Source organism: Mesorhizobium bavaricum, assembly GCF_056781655.1.
The window spans coordinates 3,263,965-3,286,871 of the sequence record NZ_CM165566.1 but is presented as its reverse complement, the minus strand read 5'-3'; the positions used below and the strand labels follow the sequence as shown (position 1 = coordinate 3,286,871).

General features: G+C 64.7%; 25 protein-coding genes and 1 pseudogene. 9 read left to right on the top strand and 17 right to left on the bottom strand.

Annotated features, from left to right (window positions below; genetic code table 11):
* Window positions 1–2: 2 nt before the first annotated feature.
* Both AC1RZR_RS16060 and AC1RZR_RS16055 read right to left on the bottom strand, forming a co-directional pair.
* Window positions 3–620: a C39 family peptidase gene (locus AC1RZR_RS16060; RefSeq protein WP_481828914.1), complete on the bottom strand. Its 618-nt coding sequence runs from the start codon at window positions 618–620 to the stop codon at window positions 3–5.
* 61 nt (window positions 621–681) lie between these two features.
* A complete protein-coding gene (locus AC1RZR_RS16055; RefSeq protein ID WP_481828913.1) occupies window positions 682–1,101 on the bottom strand; it encodes a VOC family protein in 420 nt (139 codons plus the stop codon).
* Window positions 1,102–1,471: 370 nt separating this feature from the next.
* On the opposite strand from AC1RZR_RS16055, the gene AC1RZR_RS16050 reads away from it, so the two are divergent.
* Window positions 1,472–1,726: a hypothetical protein gene (locus AC1RZR_RS16050; RefSeq protein ID WP_477278594.1), complete on the top strand. Its 255-nt coding sequence runs from the start codon at window positions 1,472–1,474 to the stop codon at window positions 1,724–1,726.
* Window positions 1,727–1,748: 22 nt separating this feature from the next.
* Here the strand turns inward: AC1RZR_RS16050 and AC1RZR_RS16045 are convergent, their stop codons facing one another.
* From AC1RZR_RS16045 to AC1RZR_RS16035, 3 genes and pseudogenes are all read right to left on the bottom strand, one after another.
* Window positions 1,749–2,948, bottom strand: coding sequence for an aminotransferase-like domain-containing protein (locus AC1RZR_RS16045; RefSeq protein ID WP_481829071.1), 1,200 nt, complete (start codon window positions 2,946–2,948; stop codon window positions 1,749–1,751).
* A 147-nt stretch (window positions 2,949–3,095) separates the two neighbouring features.
* A pseudogene (locus AC1RZR_RS16040) lies at window positions 3,096–3,545 on the bottom strand (GNAT family N-acetyltransferase); the annotation flags it as partial.
* A gap of 117 nt (window positions 3,546–3,662) precedes the next feature.
* On the bottom strand, window positions 3,663–4,157 hold the full coding sequence (locus AC1RZR_RS16035) for a hypothetical protein (protein ID WP_481828912.1): 495 nt from the start codon (window positions 4,155–4,157) through the stop codon (window positions 3,663–3,665).
* Between the two features lie 109 nt (window positions 4,158–4,266).
* Between AC1RZR_RS16035 and AC1RZR_RS16030 the strand changes: the two genes are divergently transcribed.
* The gene (locus AC1RZR_RS16030; RefSeq protein WP_477278592.1) at window positions 4,267–4,863 is read left to right on the top strand and encodes a DUF922 domain-containing Zn-dependent protease; all 597 of its coding nucleotides are present in this window, start codon (window positions 4,267–4,269) and stop codon (window positions 4,861–4,863) included.
* Window positions 4,864–4,955: 92 nt separating this feature from the next.
* Here the strand turns inward: AC1RZR_RS16030 and AC1RZR_RS16025 are convergent, their stop codons facing one another.
* Window positions 4,956–5,489 (bottom strand): RBBP9/YdeN family alpha/beta hydrolase, encoded by a 534-nt coding sequence (locus AC1RZR_RS16025; protein WP_481828911.1) that lies wholly within the window; start codon window positions 5,487–5,489, stop codon window positions 4,956–4,958.
* A gap of 108 nt (window positions 5,490–5,597) precedes the next feature.
* Between AC1RZR_RS16025 and AC1RZR_RS16020 the strand changes: the two genes are divergently transcribed.
* Window positions 5,598–6,077, top strand: coding sequence for an Lrp/AsnC family transcriptional regulator (locus tag AC1RZR_RS16020; protein ID WP_481828910.1), 480 nt, complete (start codon window positions 5,598–5,600; stop codon window positions 6,075–6,077).
* Window positions 6,078–6,117: 40 nt separating this feature from the next.
* Here the strand turns inward: AC1RZR_RS16020 and AC1RZR_RS16015 are convergent, their stop codons facing one another.
* Entirely contained in the window at window positions 6,118–7,650 is a 1,533-nt protein-coding gene (locus AC1RZR_RS16015; protein WP_477278589.1) for an acid phosphatase, read from the bottom strand.
* Window positions 7,651–7,896: 246 nt separating this feature from the next.
* Here AC1RZR_RS16015 and AC1RZR_RS16010 point away from each other — a divergent pair, with 246 nt between their 5' ends.
* Window positions 7,897–9,102, top strand: a complete 1,206-nt coding sequence (locus AC1RZR_RS16010; protein ID WP_481829070.1) for a cytochrome-c peroxidase — start codon at window positions 7,897–7,899, stop codon at window positions 9,100–9,102.
* A gap of 193 nt (window positions 9,103–9,295) precedes the next feature.
* Here AC1RZR_RS16010 and AC1RZR_RS16005 read toward each other — a convergent pair whose 3' ends face one another.
* The 3 genes from AC1RZR_RS16005 to AC1RZR_RS15995 are packed head-to-tail and all read right to left on the bottom strand — an operon-like array spanning window position 9,296 to window position 11,567.
* Window positions 9,296–10,354, bottom strand: coding sequence for a Gfo/Idh/MocA family protein (locus AC1RZR_RS16005; protein WP_477278588.1), 1,059 nt, complete (start codon window positions 10,352–10,354; stop codon window positions 9,296–9,298).
* Between the two features lie 35 nt (window positions 10,355–10,389).
* A complete protein-coding gene (locus tag AC1RZR_RS16000) occupies window positions 10,390–10,839 on the bottom strand; it encodes a hypothetical protein (RefSeq protein WP_477278587.1) in 450 nt (149 codons plus the stop codon).
* A 23-nt stretch (window positions 10,840–10,862) separates the two neighbouring features.
* The gene (locus AC1RZR_RS15995; RefSeq protein ID WP_477278586.1) at window positions 10,863–11,567 is read right to left on the bottom strand and encodes an SDR family oxidoreductase; all 705 of its coding nucleotides are present in this window, start codon (window positions 11,565–11,567) and stop codon (window positions 10,863–10,865) included.
* Window positions 11,568–11,693: 126 nt separating this feature from the next.
* On the opposite strand from AC1RZR_RS15995, the gene gcvA reads away from it, so the two are divergent.
* Window positions 11,694–12,593, top strand: coding sequence for a transcriptional regulator GcvA (gene gcvA / locus AC1RZR_RS15990; protein WP_477278585.1), 900 nt, complete (start codon window positions 11,694–11,696; stop codon window positions 12,591–12,593).
* 39 nt (window positions 12,594–12,632) lie between these two features.
* Here gcvA and AC1RZR_RS15985 read toward each other — a convergent pair whose 3' ends face one another.
* From AC1RZR_RS15985 to AC1RZR_RS15975, 3 genes are all read right to left on the bottom strand, one after another.
* On the bottom strand, window positions 12,633–13,490 hold the full coding sequence (locus AC1RZR_RS15985) for a sigma-70 family RNA polymerase sigma factor (RefSeq protein ID WP_477278584.1): 858 nt from the start codon (window positions 13,488–13,490) through the stop codon (window positions 12,633–12,635).
* On the bottom strand, window positions 13,487–14,008 hold the full coding sequence (locus AC1RZR_RS15980; protein ID WP_481828909.1) for an EthD family reductase: 522 nt from the start codon (window positions 14,006–14,008) through the stop codon (window positions 13,487–13,489). Before AC1RZR_RS15980 ends, AC1RZR_RS15985 begins: the two co-directional genes overlap by 4 nt.
* Window positions 14,009–14,197: 189 nt before the next feature.
* Window positions 14,198–14,659 (bottom strand): Lrp/AsnC ligand binding domain-containing protein, encoded by a 462-nt coding sequence (locus AC1RZR_RS15975; protein WP_477278582.1) that lies wholly within the window; start codon window positions 14,657–14,659, stop codon window positions 14,198–14,200.
* A gap of 132 nt (window positions 14,660–14,791) precedes the next feature.
* Between AC1RZR_RS15975 and AC1RZR_RS15970 the strand changes: the two genes are divergently transcribed.
* Window positions 14,792–15,787: an ornithine cyclodeaminase family protein gene (locus AC1RZR_RS15970; RefSeq protein ID WP_477278581.1), complete on the top strand. Its 996-nt coding sequence runs from the start codon at window positions 14,792–14,794 to the stop codon at window positions 15,785–15,787.
* Between the two features lie 156 nt (window positions 15,788–15,943).
* On the opposite strand, the gene AC1RZR_RS15965 is transcribed toward AC1RZR_RS15970, so the two are convergent.
* Together AC1RZR_RS15965 and AC1RZR_RS15960 are read right to left on the bottom strand one after the other, a co-directional pair.
* Window positions 15,944–16,492 carry a cytochrome b gene (locus AC1RZR_RS15965; protein ID WP_477278580.1) on the bottom strand — a complete coding sequence of 183 codons (549 nt, stop codon included), beginning with the start codon at window positions 16,490–16,492 and terminating at the stop codon, window positions 15,944–15,946.
* Between the two features lie 70 nt (window positions 16,493–16,562).
* Complete coding sequence (locus AC1RZR_RS15960) at window positions 16,563–17,030, bottom strand: MarR family winged helix-turn-helix transcriptional regulator (protein ID WP_477278579.1); 468 nt, start codon at window positions 17,028–17,030, stop codon at window positions 16,563–16,565.
* Window positions 17,031–17,155: 125 nt separating this feature from the next.
* Between AC1RZR_RS15960 and AC1RZR_RS15955 the strand changes: the two genes are divergently transcribed.
* A complete protein-coding gene (locus AC1RZR_RS15955) occupies window positions 17,156–17,971 on the top strand; it encodes a p-hydroxycinnamoyl CoA hydratase/lyase (protein WP_477278578.1) in 816 nt (271 codons plus the stop codon).
* A gap of 31 nt (window positions 17,972–18,002) precedes the next feature.
* Window positions 18,003–19,523, top strand: coding sequence for an AMP-binding protein (locus AC1RZR_RS15950; RefSeq protein WP_481828908.1), 1,521 nt, complete (start codon window positions 18,003–18,005; stop codon window positions 19,521–19,523).
* Window positions 19,524–19,551: 28 nt separating this feature from the next.
* On the opposite strand, the gene AC1RZR_RS15945 is transcribed toward AC1RZR_RS15950, so the two are convergent.
* Window positions 19,552–20,274, bottom strand: coding sequence for a 3-keto-5-aminohexanoate cleavage protein (locus tag AC1RZR_RS15945; protein WP_477278576.1), 723 nt, complete (start codon window positions 20,272–20,274; stop codon window positions 19,552–19,554).
* A gap of 186 nt (window positions 20,275–20,460) precedes the next feature.
* Here AC1RZR_RS15945 and AC1RZR_RS15940 point away from each other — a divergent pair, with 186 nt between their 5' ends.
* On the top strand, window positions 20,461–20,655 hold the full coding sequence (locus AC1RZR_RS15940) for a hypothetical protein (protein ID WP_477278575.1): 195 nt from the start codon (window positions 20,461–20,463) through the stop codon (window positions 20,653–20,655).
* Between the two features lie 57 nt (window positions 20,656–20,712).
* Here AC1RZR_RS15940 and AC1RZR_RS15935 read toward each other — a convergent pair whose 3' ends face one another.
* Window positions 20,713–22,809: an EAL domain-containing protein gene (locus AC1RZR_RS15935; protein WP_481828907.1), complete on the bottom strand. Its 2,097-nt coding sequence runs from the start codon at window positions 22,807–22,809 to the stop codon at window positions 20,713–20,715.
* Window positions 22,810–22,907 lie beyond the last annotated feature (98 nt).

Genomic DNA, 22,907 nt, shown 5'->3' with positions numbered 1-22,907 from the left:
AATCAAATGGCAACCGCAATGCCCCGATTGGCGAAGAAGCGGTCGAAATCGGCCGGCGCCAACTCTGCGTTTTCCTGTGTGGCGCTGGTATGGCCGGACGGATTGTGGAAGCGGAAACCCTCGTCCGACGCCGCGGTGACCAGCACCAGATGGCCGCCCTTCGAGGGCGGCTGGCGCTCGGGCCAGCGGATCGAGCTGCTGACCGAAGCGATGAAGAAGCGCGACCGCGCCAGGATCGCCGGAATGTCCGATGTCGCGACATTCGTCATCACCTCGGCTTGCAGTCCGAAAACCTCCTGCACGAAGCTGACGAAGGGCGCGTAGATCAGCCCCTTGATCGAACCTTCGGTGACGACATAGCCGCCATATCCAGCGCAGCGCCGGGCCAGTTCGATCGTCGGAACGATCTCGCCGCGCGTCGCCAGGATCATCTTCAGGCACGCCATGCCACAGATGTTGGCGGCCCAGACCGCGTACTCCTCAACTGTCTCAGCCCCCGACCGCTGCCACAGAGGATCGCGCCGGAGCGCGACTTCAGCGCCCTCGGCGAGCACGTCCATGGTCATGTCTGATGTTTCCCACTGGCTGAAGAACGGCACGGTTTCAGGCAGTGGACTCATGCGACTCCTCGATCGGTTTCGGATTCTCGTATACGAGGATACGCGATGGGTGGAAAGCCGCTCAGAAGGCGATTTTCACCGAGGCGGCGCTGCGCTTGGCCGGCCCGTGATGGACGGCCTCGATGTTGTTGCCGTCCGGATCGAGCAGGAAGGCAGCGTAGTAGCCGGGATGATAGGGGCGTTCACCCGGCGCGCCATTGTCCGTGCCGCCGCCGGCGAGCCCGGTCTTGTAGAAGGCATCGACCATCGCATGGTCCCTTGCCTGGAAGGCGAGATGATGGCGCCCGGTGAGCTTTCCCTGCGCCGCCCGGCTATCGGCGCTGGAGACGAACAGCTCGTCGGCCCAGAAATAGTCCTCGCCGACACCACCGATCGGCACATCGAGCACCTGCAAGATCGCCTCGTAGAAACGCCGGCTGGCGGGCAGGTCCCTGACCACCAGCTGGATATGGTCGATGAGCCGGCCGCGATGCAGTTCCATGAAAATTCCTCCTCGCAAGGCTTTCGAATTTAGGTTCGGACGGCGGGCCGTCAATGCAGGGGCTTGCCAACCGCCAGTCCTGCCACACGCCCGGCCATGGCATCTTCGGTCTGTCTCGAACAGAAAAAGCCCGCCGGGAGGGGGATCCGGCGGGCCTTTGGAAAGCTGATACCGAGCTTTCTGATGTCTGACGGGGGATCAGACATGGTGAGAACTTTTATGTGCCGCAGAGGTTCCACCGGAACGAAAAAAACCGCCAGCGAGTTTGTCGGTTCTCGGAAGCCGGACCATGTGTCAGGCGATCAATCCCGTTTCAGCTGGAACCTTTTGTTCGGAGCCAGGTTTCGTCCCGCGGCAGGGAGGAATCCAATTGGATAGTTTTCACAGGCTCGAAGCGCTGATCGACAGCGCCGGTGTCGACGATGTCAAAGAGGCAAACGCTTTGTTGCGTCGCTTCAAGGGCGGGTCGCAGGACGTCACGGCGGCCATCGACGAGTTCATGCTGGACTTCGTGACATTGGTCTTCGTCGTCGAGGTCGGCCAGGACGATTTCGAAAGACCGATCCGCAAGCTCGCCCGCACCAGTCTCTCGACTCTCAACCACCTGGTCAACGTGGCGGCGTAAGGACGCCGCTCCGGGCGCCGGGCTATCCCTTCAATATGGCAGCCAGCCTGGGGATGCCCTCGCTCACCGCGCGCCGGTCGGCGAGCGTGAACGATAGCCGCAGCGTGTTGCGCCCGGTTGCGTCGGCAAAGAACGCGCTGCCGGGCACGAAGGCGACGCGCGCCTCCTTCACCGCCCGCGCCAGCAGTGCGGTGGCGTCGGACCCTTCCGGCAGCGTCGCCCAGACGAACATGCCGCCTTCCGGGCGGCTCCAGGTCACGCCTGCCGGCATGTTGGCCTCGAGCGCAGCAAGCAGGCCGTCGCGGCGCTCGCGGTAGGCACCGATGAGCTTTTCCACCTGGTCGTCGAACACGGCTTCGGCGACGCGATGCATCACCACCTGGTTGATCGACGGGCTGTGCAGGTCGGAGGCCTGTTTCATCAGCACCAGCTTCTCGACGATGTGGCGCGGCGCGCACACCCAGCCGACGCGCATGCCCGGCGACAGGATTTTCGAGAACGAGCCGCAATAGAGCGTGCGCGCCTTGTCGATGCCGCCGGATCGGGCGCAGTCGAGCGCCAGGATCGGCGGCACGCCCTCGCCGTCATAGCGCAGCGCGCGATAGGCGGCGTCCTCGATGACGGCGATGTCGAGCTCGCCGGCGAGGTCGAGCACCGCCTCGCGCTGCTGGCGGTTCAGCGTTTCGCCGGTCGGGTTGGCGAAATCCGGCACCAGATAGGCGAACTTGGCCCGCCCGCCATTCGCGGCGGCGGCGGCGCGATAGGCCGCCGGCGTCATGTTGCCGCCGGCGACCGTCAGCCGCTCATAGCGCGGCTCATAGGCGTTGAACGCCTGCAGCGCGCCGAGATAGGTCGGCCATGTCACCAGCGCGGTGTCGCCCGGCGACAGGAACAGCTTGCCGAGATAATCCAGCGCCTGCTGCGAGCCGGAGGTGATGAAGATGTTGGCCTCGTCGCAGGCGACGCCGAGCTTGCCCATCTGCCCGGCCAGCCAGCGCCGCAACGGCAGATAGCCTTCCGAGACCTGGTACTGCAGCGCCGCCCCCGCCTCGCCGCCACCAAGCACCGAGGCATAGGCATCGCGGATCGCCTCGGCCGGAAACAGCGCCGGATCGGGAATGCCGCCGGCAAAGGAGATGATGTCGGACTGGTCGAGCAGCTTCAGGAGTTCGCGGATTTCGGACGCCTTCATGCGCGACGAGCGCGAAGCCAGCAGGTTCATCAAGGTCAAGGCGCGCCTCCCGCGACAATTTTTTATATAGGTCAACCTGACTGACCTATATCAGCCCTTCCCGGCAATTTGAATAGAGCCTGACAGCCTTCCGGTATACGCCAGTCGGCGCCGGCCCGGACTGGTGACGGGCATCACCAAGGTCTTCTTGTAGCCGAGATGGCTGCCGGTGAAGCCGAGCTCCTCATAGAAGCGGTGCGCGTCCGCTCGTGACCTGTCGGTGGTGAGCTGGACCAGGCTGCAGTTGCGCGCCCGGCATTGCGCGATCGCCCAGTCGATCATCAGCCTGCCGATCCCGCCCGAGCGCCTGTGGCCGGCGACCCTGACGGCCTCGATCTGCCCGCGCCAGGCGCCCTTGCGCGACAGGCCGGCAAGGTAGGTGATTTGCAAGGTGCCGATCACCTCGCCGCCGTCGACTGCCACCGCCAGCAGCTGGTTGGGATCGGCGTCGATGGCGTTGAAGGCATCGACATAGCCCCGCGCCAGCGGCACCGAGGCGTCCTCGCGGCCGGCGCCGAGCGGATCGTCGGCCAGCATCGCGACGATATCTGGCAGATCGGACGCTTGCGCCTTGCGGAAGGTGATCATGCTGTTGAGATACAGCCAGGCACCGGCAGCGGCAAGATGACGGCCTTTGGCCAGGGCTGGCGCCGCAAGCGTTCGAGGCTCAGCCACCCGGCTCTTCGAACCGCAGGGCCTCACCAATCAGTCCGCATCCCCATCCGCGGGCGCCGCCTTGCCACACTGCGCCAGCACCTTGCCTATGGCCCCGCTCGAGCCTTTCAGCGGAAAACTGGTCTGGCCGTATTTGGCGGCACCGACGCTGACATCGCCTTTCCCACGCAACAGGTCGAGCAGCGGATCGGCTTTGGCCAGGTTCACCACGAAGTAGTTGTACATGGCTTCGAGTTGCAGCGTCTTCGTCACTGTCTTGCCGCCGGCCTTGAAGTCGAACGAGCCGCTGATGCCGGGCTCCAGCTGCTGGCCGGTGGCGCCGAGGTCTAAGCTCAGCACCGGCGTGTCGAAACAGGTCAGCATCAGATGCGCATCGCCTTTCGGCCCGCCGCAGACCGAGGCGGTCAGCACGCTGCCGCCCTCGTCTTCCTCCATCTTCGCGTTCCAGCCGCTGCACGACGCGGCAAACGCCGGCAGCGCGGCCTGCAAGACCGCCACCGCGCCCATGACGATGAGATATCTCATGACTTCCCCCTCAGACATTTGCCGCCGTACCCGCCGGCATTCTATAGGAAAAGCCATTCGGTGGCATCGCCCGTTGCGGCGTCCCGTCCTGATTGTTCGGAGAGCGGTGTTGAGAGCCTGTGTTCGTCTGTGTCTGTCGCTGGCCGCCTGGCTGGCCTTGCCGCTCGCCGCCCATGCCGACTGGAAGCCGGTCGAGAAGGTCGAGACCTACGCCATTTCAGGCCAGTCCGGGCCGGAGCTCTATCGCTCGATCGGTGAGAAGGGTCCGAAGCTCGGCGTGGCCCGCGCCATCGCCCACACCAATTTCAAGCTGACCTGGACCAGGGACTATCAGGCGCGGGCCGGAGCCTGCGTGCTCGTCTCGGCACGGCCGAAGCTCATCATCACCTACACCTTGCCCAGCCCCTCCGCACCGCTGCCGCCGGCCATCGAGAGAAACTGGGAGGTTTTCATCGCGGGCGTCAGCGCCCACGAAAGAGTACATGGCGCCGATATCATCGACATGGTGCGCAAGATCGAGGCGGCGACCGTCGGCCTCAGCGTTGCCGACGATCCCAAATGCAGCAAGATCCGCACCGAAATGACGAAACGCCTGTCCGAACTGTCACAGGCGCAGCGGCAGGCGAGCCGCGATTTCGACCGCGTCGAACTCGGCCAGGGAGGCAATCTGCAGAAGCTGATCCTCGCTTTGGTCAATGGCGGCTGACGCCAAAGCAATTCCAGGAAAAATTGTGAAACGGTTTTCCCGGGAAAAGCGCGTAGCGCTTTCCCTTCGGAATTGCGTCAAAACAAAGGGCTCTAGGCTTCGGAAACCAGACCGTCGAGAAGCGCAAGACCTTCCGGCCAGTCGCCCAGGCCGCTGTCAGCATTGATGTGGCCGAACGCGCCGAGGACGGCCATGCGGCTGCCCCACTGCTTCGCAATCGCCTCGGCATAGTCCGGCGCGCCATAGGGATCGTTGGTGCTGGTCACCACCAGCGAGGCAAAGCGCAGCCGGCCTTGCGGAATGTTGGCGAAAGCCATGCCGTATCGGGGGAAGAGCGCCGCCGTCGGATCGGGAACGCCGACCAGCAAGGCCGCCTTGACAGGGCGCCGTGAGATCTTCTGCCAATGGGCGATCAGCAGGCAAGACAGGCTGTGCGCGACCAACACCGGCGGCTCGGGCGCCTCGATCACGGCAGCCTCCAGCGCCGCCAGCCAGTCGGTGAAATCCGGCAGGTCCCAGCTCGACGGCTGGAACCGCCGCATCGCCGGATTGGCGCTTTCCCAGCGCGACTGCCAGTGCGCCGGGCCCGAACCGCCGCTGCCGGGCAGGATGATGAAATGCGTCATGTCGCCTTGCTCCTATCTATCGGAGCAGCATGGTGGCGTCTTGCTTCGCGGCGGAAAATGGGAAACCATCGGAAAAGTCGCTAGACTTCCGATGGATTCAAGGTGGCCATGAAAAACAGCGATGAGCGCGCGCCGCTCGATCCGACCGACATCGCCATTCTCGAAGCCATGCAGGAGAACGGCCGCATCGGCATATCCGAGCTTGGCCGCCGGGTCGGCCTGTCGCAGCCGGCAACGTCCGAGCGGGTGAAACGGCTGGAGGAGCGCGGCATCATTGCCGGCTACACCGCGGTGATCGATCCGGCCGCACTCGGCCTCGGCATGATGGCGATCATCCGGGTGCGCACCACGCATGAGCACATCCGCCCCTGCCTGAAGCAATTCGCCGAGATGCCACAGATCACCGAGGTGCACCGACTGACCGGCGAGGATTGCTTCATCCTGAAAGTGGTCGTCCCCTCGCCGGCGCAGCTTGAAACCATCGTCGACGCCGTGGCCCGCCATGGCGCGGTCACGACGGCGCTGGTGTTGCGCAGCGAGACACCAAAGCCGATCGGCCGCGACCTGATCAGACGGTCAGGCGGCTAGACCAGAGCGGTGTCGCCGCACTGAGATTCAGTCAGCCGCTCTACCGGCTCAGATCGAGCGCAGCGCTCAGGTCGCCCATCGGTGGCTGGTCGTTGTTGCGCAGCGCCTTGTCGCGGGCGGCGATGCCGGACAGCACCGGCAAATCGTAACGCGCGGTGATGAAGCGCAGGATCGACGTCGTGTCGTATTGTGTGTGGTCGACCGTGCCCATCTTCGCATAGGGCGAGATGATGAAGGCCGGGATGCGGTTGCCCGGCCCCCAGCGGTCGGCCTTCGGCGGTGCGACATGGTCCCAGAAGCCGCCATTCTCGTCATAGGTGACGACCACCAGCATGTGGCTCCATTGCGGGCTTTTCTCCAGATGCGCGACGATGTCGGCGAGATGCTGGTCGCCGCTCGTCACATCGGCATAGCCGCTATGCTCGTTGAGATTGCCTTGCGGCTTGTAGAAACTCACCGCCGGCAGCTTGCCGTCGTCGATCGTCTTGATGAATTCGGCGCCGTCGAGACCGCCATCCCTCAGGTGCTCGGCCCGCGCGGCAGTGCCAGGCGCGTAGGCGGCGAAATAGTTGAACGGCTGGTGGTGGAACTGGAAGTTCGGCACCGGCGTCGCGTTCTTGCCGTCGAGCGTGGCCTGCCAGGCGCCGGAATACCAGGCCCAACTGACGCCCTTCAGCGACAACAGGTCGCCGATGGTGATGTCGTGCTGCGGCGGCAGCGTGGTCGGCAGCGCCGGATCGGCCAGTGCCGTGTCGCCGCCTTCTGCCGGCTTGTTGGCGCTCGGCTGGTAGGGCGGCTGCATGGTGTTGACGGCATAGAAGTCGGGCGTGATGGCGCCGTCATTGACGAATTTCGGCACGCCGCCGAGCGCCGAGGCCGGCGAATTGTCGGCGACCTTCAGCGTCGTGCCATCGGCCTCGACGACGGCGATCTGGCCCTTGACCGGGCTGGTGTCGGCGTGGGGATAGACCGGCACGCAGGCGCAGGCGAGCATGATATGGTTGAGGAAGGAGCCGCCGAAGGCGCCCTGGAAGAAATTGTCGGCCAGCACGTATTTCTTCGCCACCGCCCACATCGGCAGGCTGGAGCCGTCATAGTGGCCCATCACCAGGCCGCCGGAATCGGCCCAGGCGACGAACTTGTCGTTCTTCCCGCCATCGATCTGCATCTGCTCCTGGTAGAAGCGGTGCCAGAGGTCGCGCGTGACGACGGAGGTCTTCTCGTTGAAGCCGCCGGCGTCGTCGATGGCGAAGCTGGCATTGCTGAGATGCGCCGATTGCGCCTCGGTCATCGGCGGCGTCACGCCCTTGGCAGTCAGGCCGCCCCAGGCCGGCGGCAGTTCGGTCAGCGGCTTGCCGTCGCGGTCGAGCTGGCGCACCTGGCCGGCCGAGAGGTTGGCCAGCCCATTGGCGCCGGGGAAGCCGCCATAGAGATTATCGAAGCTGCGGTTCTCGGCATAGATGACGACGACGGTGTCGATCTTGTCGTAGCCGGGCGGGGCGGCGTTGGCTGCAAGCGGAATCGAGGTCAGCACGGTGCCGGCCAGGCAAAGCGAGGTGAAAGGCCGCGTCATGGGAATTCCTCATGGCTGGGGTGGTGGCTAGAGGGGCAAATGCATGGCCGCGAGCGACGAGCCATGGGCGAACGCTAGGTCGACGCCTTGTCACCTTTGTGACATTTTCTGGTCCTGCAAACACGGTTGCGTGAGCGAGTGAGCCGGTCATCAATCCGCAGCAGTACGGTCTTAACTCCGGGGCGGAAAAACGGACCGGACGACATGACAGCGGGACAATGGAAGAAATGCGCCATCGCCGCATCGATGCTCGGCATCGCCGCGATCCTTTCCGCAAGCATTGTCAGCGCAGGCAGCGTCCATCCAGGGCCGATGTCGCGGGCGGATGCCTTCGCGCGGGCGCAGGCGCTGACGGCGCTCGGCCGCAAGATGTTCTTCGACCCGTCGCTTTCGGCCTCGGGCAAGCAGGCCTGCTCGTCCTGCCATGATCCGCACCATGCCTTCGGCCCCGGCTCGGCCGCACCGGTCGAGATGGGCGGGCCGCATCTCGACCAGCCCGGACTGCGCGCCGTGCCGTCGCTGCGTTACCTCCAGGCGGTGCCCGCCTTCACCGAGCATTTCTACGATTCCGAGGATGAAGGCGACGAGAGCATCGACAACGGCCCGACCGGCGGCCTGACCTGGGACGGCCGCGTCGACCGCGGCCGCGACCAGGCCAGGATCCCGCTGCTGTCGCCGTTCGAGATGGCCAACAAGGATGCCGCCGCCGTCACCGCCGGATTGCGCAAGTCGGCATACGCCGATGACTTCAAGGCCGCTTTCGGCGACACCGTGTTCGACCACCCGGATGATGCCTTCGACGCCGCCGCAGAGGCGCTTGGCACCTTCGAGCAGAGTGCGCCCGACTTCTATCCCTACTCCAGCCGCTACGATGCCTTCCTCGCCGGCAAGGCGACGCTGTCGGCACAGGAATTGCACGGCCGCGCGCTGTTCGAGGACGAGACCAAGGGCAATTGCGCCTCCTGCCATCTAAGCGAACCCGCCAATGACGGCGAGCCGCCGCAGTTCACCGATTTCGGCCTGATCGCCGTTGCCGTGCCGCGCAATCCGGCCATCCCGGCCAACACCGACCCCGCCTATTTCGATCTCGGCCTGTGCGGGCCGCTGCGCACCGATTTTCACGGCCGGGCGGAGTATTGCGGCCTGTTCAAGACGCCGACGCTGCGCAACGTCGCGCTGCGAAAAAGCTTCTTCCACAATGGATATTTCCACACGCTGCGCGACGCGGTCGCCTTCTACGCCAGCCGCGACAGCGATCCCGGCCACTGGTACCCCAAGAACGCCGACGGCACGATCCGACAAAACGACGATTTGCCAAAGGCTTACTGGCACAACCTCAACCAGGATCCGCCCTTCGGCAAGAAATCCGGCGACAGGCCGGCGCTGACCGATCCCGAGATCGACGACATCGTCGCCTTCCTGCAAACGCTGACCGACGCGGATCAGCAGTGACTCGCGCCTTCCCTTCTCCCCCTGTGGGAGAAGGTGGATCGGCGCGCAGCGCCGAGACGGTTGAGGGGCGCTGGACGGATCGCCGTCGTTGCCAAGCCGGAACACCCCCCATCCGACCTCGCTTCGCGAGGTCGCCTTCTCCCCCTGTGGGAGAAGCGAAGGCGCCGCCAACCACCGGCCCTTGAATCCACCCTCACTGCGTATCCGCGTGTGCCCTCAGCTCCGCCCGCTTCTCGTCCGACACCACGGCGAGGTCGAGCACCTTTTGCAGGCCGGCGGCGTGGCGGAAGCTGGGCTCGGTCTGCACGCCGCTGGTGACGGCATCGACGAAGCGCTGGTAGTTGGTCGGCACCATGCCGGCGTCGAGCTCTTCCCATCTGGCGTTCTCGACATTCTCGCCGACGCAGGCCTTGAGCACCGAGCCGTCGAGATTGTGCACCACTTCGAGGCTGCCCTTGTCGCCATAGATGCGCAGACGCAGCTCGTTGAGATGGCCGGTAGCCCAGCGGCTGGCGTGCACCACGCCGAAGGCGCCATTGGAAAAATCCAGCGTCATGGCGAAGCTGTCATTGGCGTCGAGCCCGTAGTCGCCGATGCGGTTGCCGGGCGCCTTGTCGAAGGCGCGCAGCCGGCAGAAGACATGGTCGACGTCGAGAGCCGCACCATAGCTGGCGAAATCGAGGATGTGGATGCCGACATCGCCGAGCACGCCATTCGAGCCGTGGCCGCGCGACAGGCGCCAGAGCCATTTCGGATCGGTGCGCCAGTCGCCCCAGAATTTCGACACCAGCCAGCTTTGCAGATAGGACGCCTCGACATGCCTGACCGTGCCGATTTCGCCCGCCTGCACCATCTGGCGGGCCTTCTGCAGCGCCGCGACATTGCGATAGGTGAGGTTCACCATGTTGACGAGGCCGGCAGCCTCGGCCGCGTCGGCCATCTCGGTGGCCTTGCCGAAGTTCTCGGCCAGCGGCTTCTCGCACAACACCGGCTTGCCGGCGGCGATCAGCGCCATGGTGGTCGGATGATGGATGCGGTCCGGCGTGACATTGGCCACCGCGTCGAACTCCCCCCATGTCAGCGCCTCCTCCAGCGAAGTGAAACGGTTAGGGATGTTGAAGCCGTCGGCGAATTCGCCGACGCGCGCCGCATCGACATCGACGGCGCCGACGATGTCGACGCCCTCGATGGCGCTGAAGCGCCTTGCATGTTCCTGCGCCATCCAGCCGGTGCCGAGTATCAAAAGCCGCATTTTTTGCTCCTTGGGGATTATTGGAATTCGCCGTCTCAGAGATGCTGCCAGATCGCCTTCAGCGGCGAGCCCATGGCTTGCTCGATCGTCCGCAACTGCTTGCTGGCCAAGGAGGTCACTCCCGGATCGACGACCGTAAGCGCGCAGACTCCGAACGCCGCGGGCCAGATATAGCGCAGATCGTTCAGCGACGCGGGCTTATGGCAACACGGCGTGGTGACGGACAGGTCTTCGAAGCGCGATGCTGCAGCTTGGTCCATCGCGTCGCCCCACCATTCCTCGATGTCACTGCCGCAAAACGGACAATGGATGCTTTCCGTGTTTGCTCCGGCGTCAAAGAACGTCACGCCTTCTTCCAATTCGACGGCGATATGCTCGGCCAGCGGGAACAGTTCACGCGCAACCTTTATGGCTGCGGCGGCCGCCGGCTCGTCGGGGTGCCAGTGCGGGTCATATGGCACGAAACGCAGATAGGTGTCGGACATGGCTCCTCCCCCGGGTCGACGCCTCAGATAGCGCGGATGATGCCGCCGTCGACACGAATATTCTGGCCGGTAATGTAGCCGGCGCCTTCGGACGCCAGGAAGGCGATGGTCGCGGCGATCTCTTCCGAGGTGCCGTAACGCTGCATCGGCACGCTGTCGCGGCGCTCCTCGGTGGCCGGCAGGCTGTCGATCCAGCCGGGCAGCACGTTGTTCATGCGCACATTGTCTGATGCATAAGTGTTGGCGAAGATCTTGGTGTAGGCGGCGAGCCCGGCGCGGAACACGGCGGAAGTCGGGAACATCGGGCTCGGCTCGACCACCCAGGCGGTCGAGATGTTGATGATGGCGCCAGCCTTCTGCTTGACCATCTGCGGTGCGACGATGCGAACCGGCCGGATGACGTTGAGCAGGTAGACATCCATGCCGGTGTGCCACTGCTCGTCCGTGATCTCGAGGATCGGCGCGCGCGGCCCGTGGCCGCCGCTGTTGACCAGCACGTCGATGCGGCCATAGCGCTCGAGCGTCTGGTCGACGAGACGCTGCAGATCCTCGTTCGACTGGTTGGAGCCGGTGACGCCGAGCCCGCCAAGCTCCTTGGCCAGCGCCTCGCCCTTGCCCGACGAGGACAGGATGGCGACCTTGAACCCATCCGCCGCCAGGCGCTTCGCCGCCGCCGCACCCATGCCGCTGCCGCCGGCCACGACAACAGCTGTTTTCTCTGAACTCATTGGATTTCCTCTCGGGTTGGCAGGACTCTGCAAGCAGTGTTTTCAAGCTTCGGGCGGTGATATAGCTGGTTTCCACGGCTGGTTCGAACCAGAATGCCTGAAATCAAGCTGTAGAAAAACTACTGCATGCCCGAAGCCTTCCTGAGCCTGCCGCCGTTGAATGCGCTTCGCGCCTTCGAAGCCTCGGCGCGTCATCTCAACTTCCGCATCGCGGCCGAGGAGTTGAACGTCACGCAAGGTGCGGTGGCCCAGCACATTCGCGGGCTGGAGGCCGATCTCGGCGCAAAACTGTTCGAGCGGCTGCCGCGCGGCCTGGCCCTGACCGATGAGGGCCGCGCCTATGTGCCCAACATCCGCCGCGCCTTCGACCTGATTTCGGAGGCGACGCTGCTGTTGCGCCCCGAGCCGGCGCGGCTGACGATCAGCGTGACACCGAGCTTCGCCACCAAATGGCTGATCCCGCGACTGCAGGATTTCGTGGCGCACAATCCGCTGGTCGATCTGCGTATCCTGGCCAGCGAAAGCCTGTCGAGTTTCCAGGCCGATGGCGTCGACATTGCTGTCCGGCAAGGGCGCCCGCCGTTCGGCGCCGGCCTGATTGTCGACCTGTTGTTTCCCCAGCAGATCATCGCCGTCTGCAGCCCGGCCCTGCTGCCGGCTGGCGCCGGTGAGATCGCGGCGGCTGAAATCCAGTATCATGTCCTGCTGCACGACACGCATAATCTGTGGCCGGAATTCATGGAAAAGGCCGTCGGCCTGAAGATGACGACCGAGCTGAAACGCATGCGTTTCAACCAGACCGGGCTGGCCATAGACGCGGCCGTCGCTGGCCAGGGCATCGCGCTGGCCAGCCGCTTTCTGGTCGCGGCCGATCTCGCCGCCGGCCGGCTGGTTCAGCCGGTCAGTGGCGAGATGCGCGGCACTCAGGATTTCTACATCGTGATGCCGAGAAAACAGCGGCATCCCGAGCCGACGCAAGCCGTGCGGCAATGGCTGCTCGATGCCGGAGCAAGACCACCAGTCTAGTTCAGCGGATGAATTGCAGGTGGCCGCATGGGTTGGGCTTTAGCCTAACCGTACCCAATCTATGGTTTCCAGCACATAGGGAGCGAACAGGAAATCTCGGATCTCGATGATCCGGCTTTCCGACCAGTCGATCAGGACAAAATGCGCAGGTTTTTCCATCAGGCTGGTGCTGTCGAAGACCAGCATGGCCGGTCGTCCTTCAACTGCGCCGAGGGCGAACCGCCATTTCGTCACTTCCGCATAGCGCGTGAAATATAGGCCAATCTTGTCGCGCCCTTCCAGTTGGAGCCGGTTCACCAGATCGAGCTTTACGTCATCGGCGAGCATGGCGCGGATTGCGTCGAAATCGCCGCTCCGAAACAGGTGGACATAAGCGGTGATCTTCCGCCGGTCCGCATCGGACATCAGCGGCAGCCTTATGTCTTCAGGCGCCTGAGCCAGTTGCCGCAGCGCAACGCGCCCGCGCTGAAGCGCCGATTTGGCGGCTGTCGGAGAGCACCCAGCGATGCCTGCGATCTCGTCGACCGAATGACCCAGAACATCCTTGAGGATCACCGCGCAGCGCTGAAGTTCAGGCAGCCGCAGAAACGTCTGAAAGCTGATCGCGACGATGTCGGCCTCGGGTATGGGCGCCGCTTCGACGTCCTCGGTGAGCGGAACGACCATGTTCCGGGACCTGTCGCGTAGGAAATCGAGGCTCGCATTGTGGGCGATGCGAAACAGCCAACCCTCGAGATTGTCCACCGCGGCGCCCTGGGCTCGCGCGTGAAGGGCCTTGACCAGGGTATCCTGCAATACATCCTCGCCATTGACCGCCGATCCCGTCATGCGCGCGCAGTAGCGATGAAGGCGCGGCCGCAGCGCTTTCAGACGATCCTCGAATTCGTTCGTGTTCATGTTTCGAGACCTACAGCGCTTCCGCGCTCTGTTTCGCCAGGGATCGGACACAAATGTCGATGAGAATCTTCGACAGAGCGGCCGGTTGTGACATGAATGGCGAGTGGCTGCTTTCCAATGATTTTTACGATCTTTACGACCTGTATAAGCCGCGGCCAGCCATTTTGTGCCCTCGCCCGCCGAGACGAACGAAGGGGAATGGGTTCAAACTTCCCTGTCGTCGAAAAGGAACATCTGAACGCCCGAGTCGTCAGGCGCAAAAGTCGGCGATCCGCCCCGGTCGCCTGTCCCTCCACGCTGGCAAACGCCTTTTCGATCGCCGCAAGGTCGTCGAAATGCAGGATTGCGATCCGATGAAGGTTGAAGGTTCCCACAGGCGTTGCGATGGGGCCGTCGCTGATCTCGTATTTCCTCAGACCCGGAATCTTCTTGGCGAGGGGCACGTGGATTTCAAAGTAATGTCGGTCAAATGCCTCGACGTCCTTCGGTATCTGGTAAATCACCACCATCCGAGCCATTGCGGTTCTCCTTTGTTACTTGTGTGATGCAAACTTAACTGTGTTTCGCCCTCACCGGATTTCGCTCAACACCGCCGAGCTCACGACACCAAGGACGATCCGAAGGGCGGAAACGGATCGCGACGTAGAAGATTTCTTGGAAAATGCGTGTGCATTGCAACGCCAGTTGCAATGACCCTATGCAGCCAGCTAGATCGGCAACAGGGCGTCGGGCTTCACATTGGCGATCGAGGCGTAGGTGTGCGTTTCCCGGACGCCGGGCAGCGGCAGGATGACCCGCTGCAGGAAATCCTGGAACATCGCCATGTCGGCGATGCGCGCCTTGACCAGATAGTCGAACCCGCCGACCACCATGTGGCACTCGATGATCTCGGGCGCCCGCAAGACCGCCTCGGCGAAGCGGTCGAAGACATGCGGCGCCGTATGGTCGAGCCGCACCTCGATGAAGACGAGCTGTGCCTGCCCGATCCTGGCGGGATCGAGAACGGCTCGCACCGCGCGGATGAACCCTTCGGCGAACAGCCGCTTGACGCGTTGCGCCGCTCCTGTCGGCGACAGGCCGACCCGCCGCGCCAGATCGAGGGTCGTGCGGCGGCCGTCCTCCTGCAACAAGCGCAGCAGCGAGCGATCGATACGGTCGAGATCTTCCATTTCAGGATTCACACTTTTGAACCGGAACAAGCGTGATAGTCACGCCAAAATCGCAGAAACAGCATATTTCATCACGCCATCAGATCGCAATACCGTTGCCGTGCACTCCTGCCGACAGCGAAAGCGAACCTCATGACATCAGCCCTATCGATCTCCCGCAGCGCCCAGACCAAGGGCGATACACCGGTGCTCATTCTGAGCGAAGTCGAGGTGAAAACATGCGTCGACCTTCGCCAACTTCTCGACGCTCTGGCCGGCGGCTTCAAGGCGCTGTCCGGTGGGAAGATCGTCAGTCCGGCCCGGCCGCAGCTCGATATTCCGCAGGCCGGCTATTCGCTGGCGATGCCGGCCTGGGCGGCGGACATGCATCTGACGGTCAAGATCGTCAACGTCTTCGAAGGCAACATCGCCAGGGGCATCCCGAGTCATCTCGCGACGATCCATCTGTTCGACCCGCAGACCGGCATGCCGGTCTGCATCATGGACGGCACCTACATCACCGCCGCCCGCACCTCCGGCTCGGCTGTGTTGTCGGTGCGCGAACTCGCCCGCCGTGACGCCAAGGTCGTGACGGTGGTCGGCGCCGGTGTGCAGGCCAGCCAGCACCTCAAACTTCTGCCGCTGGTGCGCGACTTCGCCGAGATCCGCGTCGTCTCCAAAGAGTTCGCGGATGCGCAGGCCCTTGCCGTGCAGCATCCCGGCGTCGTCGCAGCCAGCGATATCGAGGCCGCGGTGCGCTCGTCGGATGTCGTCTGCCTGGCGACGCATTCCTACCAGCCGGTGATCTCGGCCGACTGGGTGCGGCCCGGCACCCACGTCTCGTCGGTCGGCGTCGCACCGCCCGGCGGCGAACTGCCGGTCGAGCTTGCCGGCCGGGCCGGCCTGTTCGTCGAGACCAGGGATGCCTTTGCCCCGACCCCGGTCGGCTCCTGCGAACTGGCCGGTATCGATCCGCAAACCGGAATGGAACTCGGCGAAATGCTGCTCGGGCTGCGGCCGGGCCGCGTCGGCGCCGACCAGGTCACCGTCTACAAGGCGATGGGCGTTGCCATGGAAGACATGGTGGCGGCCGACCTCGCCTATCGCGAGGCGGTTCGCAGAAGAATCGGGCGCATCGTTGCGCTGTAGGAGGTTGGCCAAGTTCATTGTTCAAGTCGGCGCTGCCAACGTTCGGACCAAGGGCATTGGAACCGAAGCAATGGTCTGCTCGACAACCGGAGCGGAGCGGACATTCGAGCCCGTGGGAAGCACAAAAGGCCGTCGTTTGCAGGCCAGCTGAATTTGCTAACGCACCCTAGGCAAGCCAGGCAGCATCTGGCTCAGTACCCGATCCCGCAGGACGACGTGATGGAAGATGGCCGCGGCGGCGTGCAGGCCGGCGAGCCATAGGATGATATCGCCAAGCGTGCCGTGGATCTCCGCCAGCGGTGCGCCCCAGGTGCCGGAAAACGGCCCGATCGCTCCCAGGCCGTAGACCGTCACCGGGTGGCCGCCGAACCATGCGCCGAGCATGGCGGTCGCCGGGACCGCGAACAGAAGCGCATAGAGCGCCCAATGCGTTGCCTTCGAGGTGACGTCCATCCATGCCGGCATCGGCGGTGTATCGGGAACACGGTCGAACAGGCGCCAGATCAGGCGAATGACCAGGAGCCAGAAAACGGTGAAACCGAGCGATTCGTGAAGCAGCAGCGTCGAGGCGCGGGCGTCGGAATAGACCCGCGTCGGCGGGCCCCCTTCGGAGACCAGGAAGGCAATGAGGACAAGCAGTGCCGTCAGCCAGTGAAATGCCTGGGCGAGGCTTCCGTAGCGGGTTGTCGTACCGGACAGCGACATGCAAAAGCTCCGTTGGACAAAATGCCCCGCGCCTGAACGTGCCCTTATTTCAGTTGGTCCTCAATGGACATCAATCCTCGTCGGTCCAGATCAGCCGCAGCAGGCGCAGCAGCGTTGCCCGCTCCTTTTTTGTCAGCCGCTGCAGGAACCGATCCTCGTGCCGGCGAACCTTTTGCCGCCATCCGGGCATGGCTTCCCTGGCAGCTTGCGTCAGGGCGAGCGTCTGCACGCGTTTGTCTTCGGCATGGTCGTCGCGCTCGACCAGCCCGCGCTCTTCCAGTTCGGCGAGCAGCGGCGCCATGTTGGCGCTCTTCATGCCGAGCAGGCGGCAGAGTTCGGCGGCGCGGATGCCGGGCTTCTCATCGATCAGCGCCAGCATACCGTAGGTGACCGGGCGCAGCTCCGCCTCTGCCAGCTCGACCGCGAAATCGTTGAGCGCAAAGGTCGAGGCGCGTTTGAGATTGTAGCCGACCTGTGCGTCCAGCGCGTCTTCGGGAGCCGTGCCTGGCGCGCTGCGACTGGTATGAACCTCATCCATGTTGCAACCGATCGCCGCGATCAAGGCCCTTGTCAAGCGAAAAAGACTATGCGACATAGCAAACACGATAGCTATGCCACATAGCAATAGCCATCAATGCTGAGGCGAAACGGGAGGACCTGCACATGACCGAAGAGACCGTTGCCTTCGACGTCGAGAACGGCATCGCCTGGGTGCGCTTCAACCGGCCGGACAAGCGCAACTGCATGAACCCGGCGCTCAACCGGCGGATGATGGAGGTTCTCGACCAGCTGGAATTCCGCGACGATGTCGGCGTGCTGGTGCTGTCCGGCGAAGGCAGCGCCTGGTCGGCGGGCATGGACCTCAAGGAATATTTTCGCGAGACCGAAGCCAAGGGTCTTGGCGCCATCCGCAAGGCGCAGTCCGAAGCCTATGGCTGGTGGCGGCGGCTGCGCTGGTACGGCAAGCCGACCATCGCCATGGTCAATGGCTGGTGCTTCGGCGGCGGCTATGGCCCGCTCTTCGCTTGCGACCTCGCCTTCGCCGCCGACGAGGCGCAGTTCGCCCTGTCGGAGATCAACTGGGGCATCCTGCCCGGCGGCGGCGCCACCAAGGTGGTGGTCGACCTCCTGTCGATGCGCGATGCCATGTACCACGCGCTGACTGGCGAACTTATCGACGGCAGGAAGGCCGCCGCCTGGAAGCTGGTCAACGAAAGCCTGCCACTGGCGGATCTCAAGGCGCGTGTCACCGAGGTCGCCACCCTCCTGCTGAAGAAGAACCCGATTGCCCTGAAGGCGACCAAGGACGCCATCCGCCGCGTCGCCGAGATGACCTACGACAACGCCGAGGATTATCTGGTGCGCGCCCAGGAGGCAGCCAACTCCCACGACAATGAGGGCCGCAAGGAAGGCATCCGCCAGTTCATCGACGAAAAGAGCTACAAGCCCGGTCTCGGCAGCTACGACAAGGCCAGGTGACCTGCAAGCATAACGCAACCCTGGGGAGGAGATGCAGATGCCGGCCTGGACGACAACGGACCCCGTGGCCCTGCACGCCAGGGCGCAGCCGGATCGCGTCGCCTGTGTCGACCTGGCCACCGGCCGGCGCTGGACTTACGTCGCACTCGACGCGGCCATCCAGCGCGCTGTCGGCGTTCTCGAAGCCGGCCATGGCATCGGGCCCGGGCAACGGATCGCGACGATCGCCCGCAACAGCGCCGACTTGCTTGTCCTGCAGCAGGCCGCGATGCGGCTCGGCGCCATCTTCGTGCCGCTCAACTGGCGGCTCGCCAGCGCCGAACAGAAGACGATCCTCGAAGATTGCGATCCGGTGCTGCTGCTGCATGACTCGCCCCTCGATATGCCGCCGCCCAAAGGCTGCATGCCGGTCGAAGTCGCTGCCTTCGCGGCGGCGGTCGAGGCGCATGCACCGGCGCCGCACCGCCTGTTGCCAGCGGACGGTACGCCGTCGATCATCCTCTACACGTCAGGCACGTCTGGCCGGCCGAAAGGGGTCATCGTCACCGAGCGCAACGCCTTCGCCACGGCGATCAATTTCGGGGTGCTGGGGCGGGTCGGCAATGCCAGCATCTTCCTCTGCGACACGCCGATGTTCCATGTCATCGGCCTCATCGCCAGCTTGCGTCCACCGCTGCTGCAGGGCGGCACGGTGTTGATCTCGCCCGGCTTCGATGCCCGCCTCACCAACCGTCGCCTCGCCGATCCCGCGCTTGGCGTCACCCACTATTTCTGCGTGCCGCAAATGGCCAGAATGCTGCGCGACGATCCGGGTTTTGCGCCCGCGAACTGGACCTCGCTCACCGCCATCTTCACCGGCGGCGCGCCCAATCCGGCCGCCGACATCCTCTGGTGGCTGGCACAGGGCGTGCGCATGGTCGACGGCTTTGGCATGACGGAAGCCGGCACCGTGCTCGGCATGCCGGTCGAGGCCGACCAGATCGCCCTCAAGGCGGGCTCGGCGGGTCTTGCCGCACCGACGATCGGCCTGCGCATCGTCGGCGGGGATGACCGCGATGTCGCCGCCGGCGAGCCAGGCGAGATATGGCTGTCAGGCCCCAGCATCACATCAGGCTACTGGAACCGGCCGGAGGAGACAGCGCGCGCCTTTACCGCCGATGGCTGGTTCCGCACCGGCGACATCGGGCGGCGGGACGACGAAGGCTTTGTCACCCTCGTCGACCGCCGCAAGGACATGTTCATCTCCGGCGGCGAGAACGTCTACCCGGTCGAAATCGAGATGGCCCTGCTCGACCACCCTGCCATCGCCGAGGCGGCCGTGATCGGCGTCGCCGACCAACGCTGGGGCGAAGTCGGGCGCGCCTTCGTCGTGGTCAAACCCGGCTGCGTCGTCGATCCGGCGGATCTGGCAAGCCACTGCGGCAGCCGCATCGCCCGCTACAAGGTGCCGAAGGAGTTTTTGCTCACGCAAGCGCTGCCGCGCACCGCATCCGGCAAGATCCAGAAACACATTTTGCGCAACTGGACGGCATCGGTCAACGGGCAAGCCTGAGGCAGACAAGCCTGAGGTATGCGGCTGTTCAGCCGGTGGGCACGGCGCGAAAAATCGCGGCGGCGGCCGCAACGATTGCCGCATTGTCCTGCGCCATCTTGCCATCTGCGAGCGTCTTGCCGTCTTCCAGCCCGACCCGCGTCGACCAGCGCTTGCGCCGCGCAAGCGCAACGAACGGCCAGACCGTGGCGTCGGCGCCGTGCAGCAGGATCGGCCGCCGCACCCCGGCGCGCTCGAGCACGGCGGCGATGCCATGCGCCTCGTCAAGTGCTGCGGCCAAGTCCTGGGTGTCGATCTCGATCAGGATGCGCAACACCCGGTCGTGGCCGGCAAGACCGACGAAGCGCTCGGCATCGGCGACGGTGGCAAGCCCCGCCTCGATGCCGACGCCGCGCTGGCGCAGCAATTCCATCACGGCGGGCGCGTCGGCCTCCGACAGATTGACCGAGGCATAGTCGGGCAGTTCCCGCCAATCGGCAATCGCCGCGCGGGTCCGTTCGACATCGTTCTCGATCCAGGCGCCGGTCGACACGCCGATGAGCGTGCCCGGGCAGGCCTGGCGCACCGCCAGCACGGTGGCATCGACGGCCGCCAGGCTTTCGCGCCCGTCGTCGCGCGGGTGGATATGCAGTTCGGCCGCTCCGGCGGCGACGCAGGCCGCGGCGTCGCTGGCCATCGCCTGTGCATCGAGCGGCAGCCTGGGGTGGAAATCGCGCGGACGCGCGCCGTTGATACAGGCCTGGACGATCATCGATCTCACCTCGGACAAGGACGTCACAGTCTAGCCGTGCAGCAAGAGGCGGCAAGGAGTTGGGCGAAGTCTCTGCTGCAGCGCGGGCAAGATTGGCAGCATTTGAATAAAAGCCGCCTGTGGATATTTACCCCGCGTTCCGCCAGGCCCGGCAAGATACATTAGGGCGGGATCATGGAGAGACGATTGACCAGTGATTTTTCAGCCGCCCGCATCCATCTCGAACGCGCCTATCACTATCTGCGTGGCAGTGACGAGACGAGCCGCACGGCATGCGACGCCCTCGATCTGTTGATCGAAATGGTGGCGGAAGCACAGCACAAGCGATCCGAGGCTGGGGTGCTGGAGTTTCCGCAATCGACGGCGCGGCGAACCGCCTAGGATGTGACGAGATTCAGGTCAGGCCGGTCGGCCCGGCCTGGATCTCGACACCCTGGATCACGATGCCTTGCGGGCCGCAACCACTTCGGTGGCGCGCATGACGATCTGGTCCAGCGGTTCCGGCCGGTGCAGCAAGAACCCCTGGCCGAAGGCGACGCCCATGTCGCTCAGCATCATCAACGTGTCCTGCCGTTCGATCTTCTCGCCCACAACATCGCAGCCCAGGCTGCGGGCAATGCTGGTGATGGCCAGCACGATCTCGCGGTCGAAGCGGCTTTGCGTGATGTGCTCGATGAAGGAGCCGTCGATCTTGATCGTGTCGACGGGGAAGCGCCTTAGATATTCGAACGAACTCATGCCGGCGCCGAAATCGTCGAGGCTGACCCGGCAGTGCCGCTCGCGCGCCTTGCGCACAAATTGTTCGGCGGCGTCGAAATTCGTGACCGCGGCGGTCTCGGTGATCTCGAAGCCGATGCCCGAATGCGGCGCCCCGGTCTGCTCGATGACGCTGTCGACGAACTCCCACAGCTGCGGATCGCTCAGCGTCTGCGCCGACAGGTTGAAGCCAAGCGTCAGCGTGCCCGCGCGCAAGGCCGCGCCATGTCGCGACAGCGCGGTGCGGATGATCCAGCGGTCGAGCCTGGAAGCGATGCCGAACCGCTCGGCCACCGGAATGAACTCGCCGGGCGGCACCAGCCGGCCATTGCGCGCGGAGAGCCTCGCCAGCACCTCGACATGGCGGCTTTCTTGCCAGGGTCTGCCCAGCAGATGGATTTCCTGGCCGAACAGTTTCAGCCGTCCGTCTTCCATGGCATCGACGGTGTCGGCGGCGATGCGCGCCGCATTCAGCCCGCCCGACCCCGATTCCGCGGTCGCCGAGAACACCGCGAAACGGTTGCGTCCGGCGGCCTTGGCCGCGTAGCAGGCGTCGTCGGCGCAGGCGAGCGCGTCGGCCACCGTGGTGCTGGCGTCATCGACGAAGGCGATACCGATCGAGGCCGCCAGCTTGCGCGTCGACGCGGCCAGGCCGAGATCGGCTTCGCGCACCGCGCCAAGCACGGCAGTTGCGATCCGCTCGGCCTGCGCGGCATCGCAATGCGGCACCAGCAGCGCGAATTCGTCGCCGCCCAGCCGCGCCGCATGCGCCGATGGCGGCAGGCAGCCGCGAATGCCGGCGGCAACGCTCTTCAGCGCCATGTCGCCGGCGGCGTGGCCGGCGAAATCGTTGAGCGCCTTAAAGTAGTCGAGATCGACATAGAACACCGCCAGCGGCGCACCTGCGGCGATATGGTCGGCGAGTTGCCGGTCGAAGGCGGAGCGGTTCCACAGGCCGGTCAGCGCGTCATGGCGGGCCTGGTAGGCGAGCTCCTGCTCGCGCAGCTTTTCCTCGGTGATGTCTCGTACGGTGCCCAGGATCTGGCCCGCGGCACCCGCGGCGGCGATGAAGCGGACCAGCGATTCGACATGGCGGAGCTCGCCGTCGCGCCTGATGATGCGGTATTGATTGGCGATGACGCCATCCGTTCCGACTGCCGCCTGGTGGGCTCGCTCGGTGACCTCCTTGTCGTCGGGATGCAGATAGGTGTGCCAAAGGTCGGCCGTCACCTCGTCGGTGTCTGCAACGAGGCCGAATATATCCCTGGTTCGGGTATCCCAATAGCTCTTGCTGGTGGCGATGTCGTGGTGCCAGATGCCGGTACCGCTGGCGGCGAGCGCCAGGCGGAAGCGCACATTGACCTGTTCAAGCTCGGCTTCGGTCGCCTTCTGCCTGGTGATGTCGGTCTGCACGCCCATCAGCCGCAGCGGCCGCCCGTCCGCGTCGCGCTCGACGATGCCGCCGCGATCGAGCACCCACACCCAATGGCCCAGCTTGTGCTTCAGCCTGAGTTCGGTCTCGATGGCGTCGGTCTGTCCGGCAATGTGGCGGTCGCCGCTGGCCAGCGCCCGCTCGCGATCGTCGGGATGGGTCAGCTGCAGCCACAGGTCGCTGGCGTTGGCAAGTTCGCTTTCATCATAACCCAGCATCCGCGCCCAAGTCGCGGAATAGAAGCAGTCGCCGGTCGCAAGATCCCAGTCCCAGACGCCAAGATGGGCGCGTTCCAGGGCCTTGGCCCAGAACGTTCCATTGCGACTTTTCTTGTCCTGACGCGTCATCGTCTGTTTCGCTCATCCCCGCCGCGGAGCAATCTGCAGCAAAACCAGAGAAGAAACAGTTACCGTTGGAGGGCCGGCCGAGAGCGGTGATCCGGCAT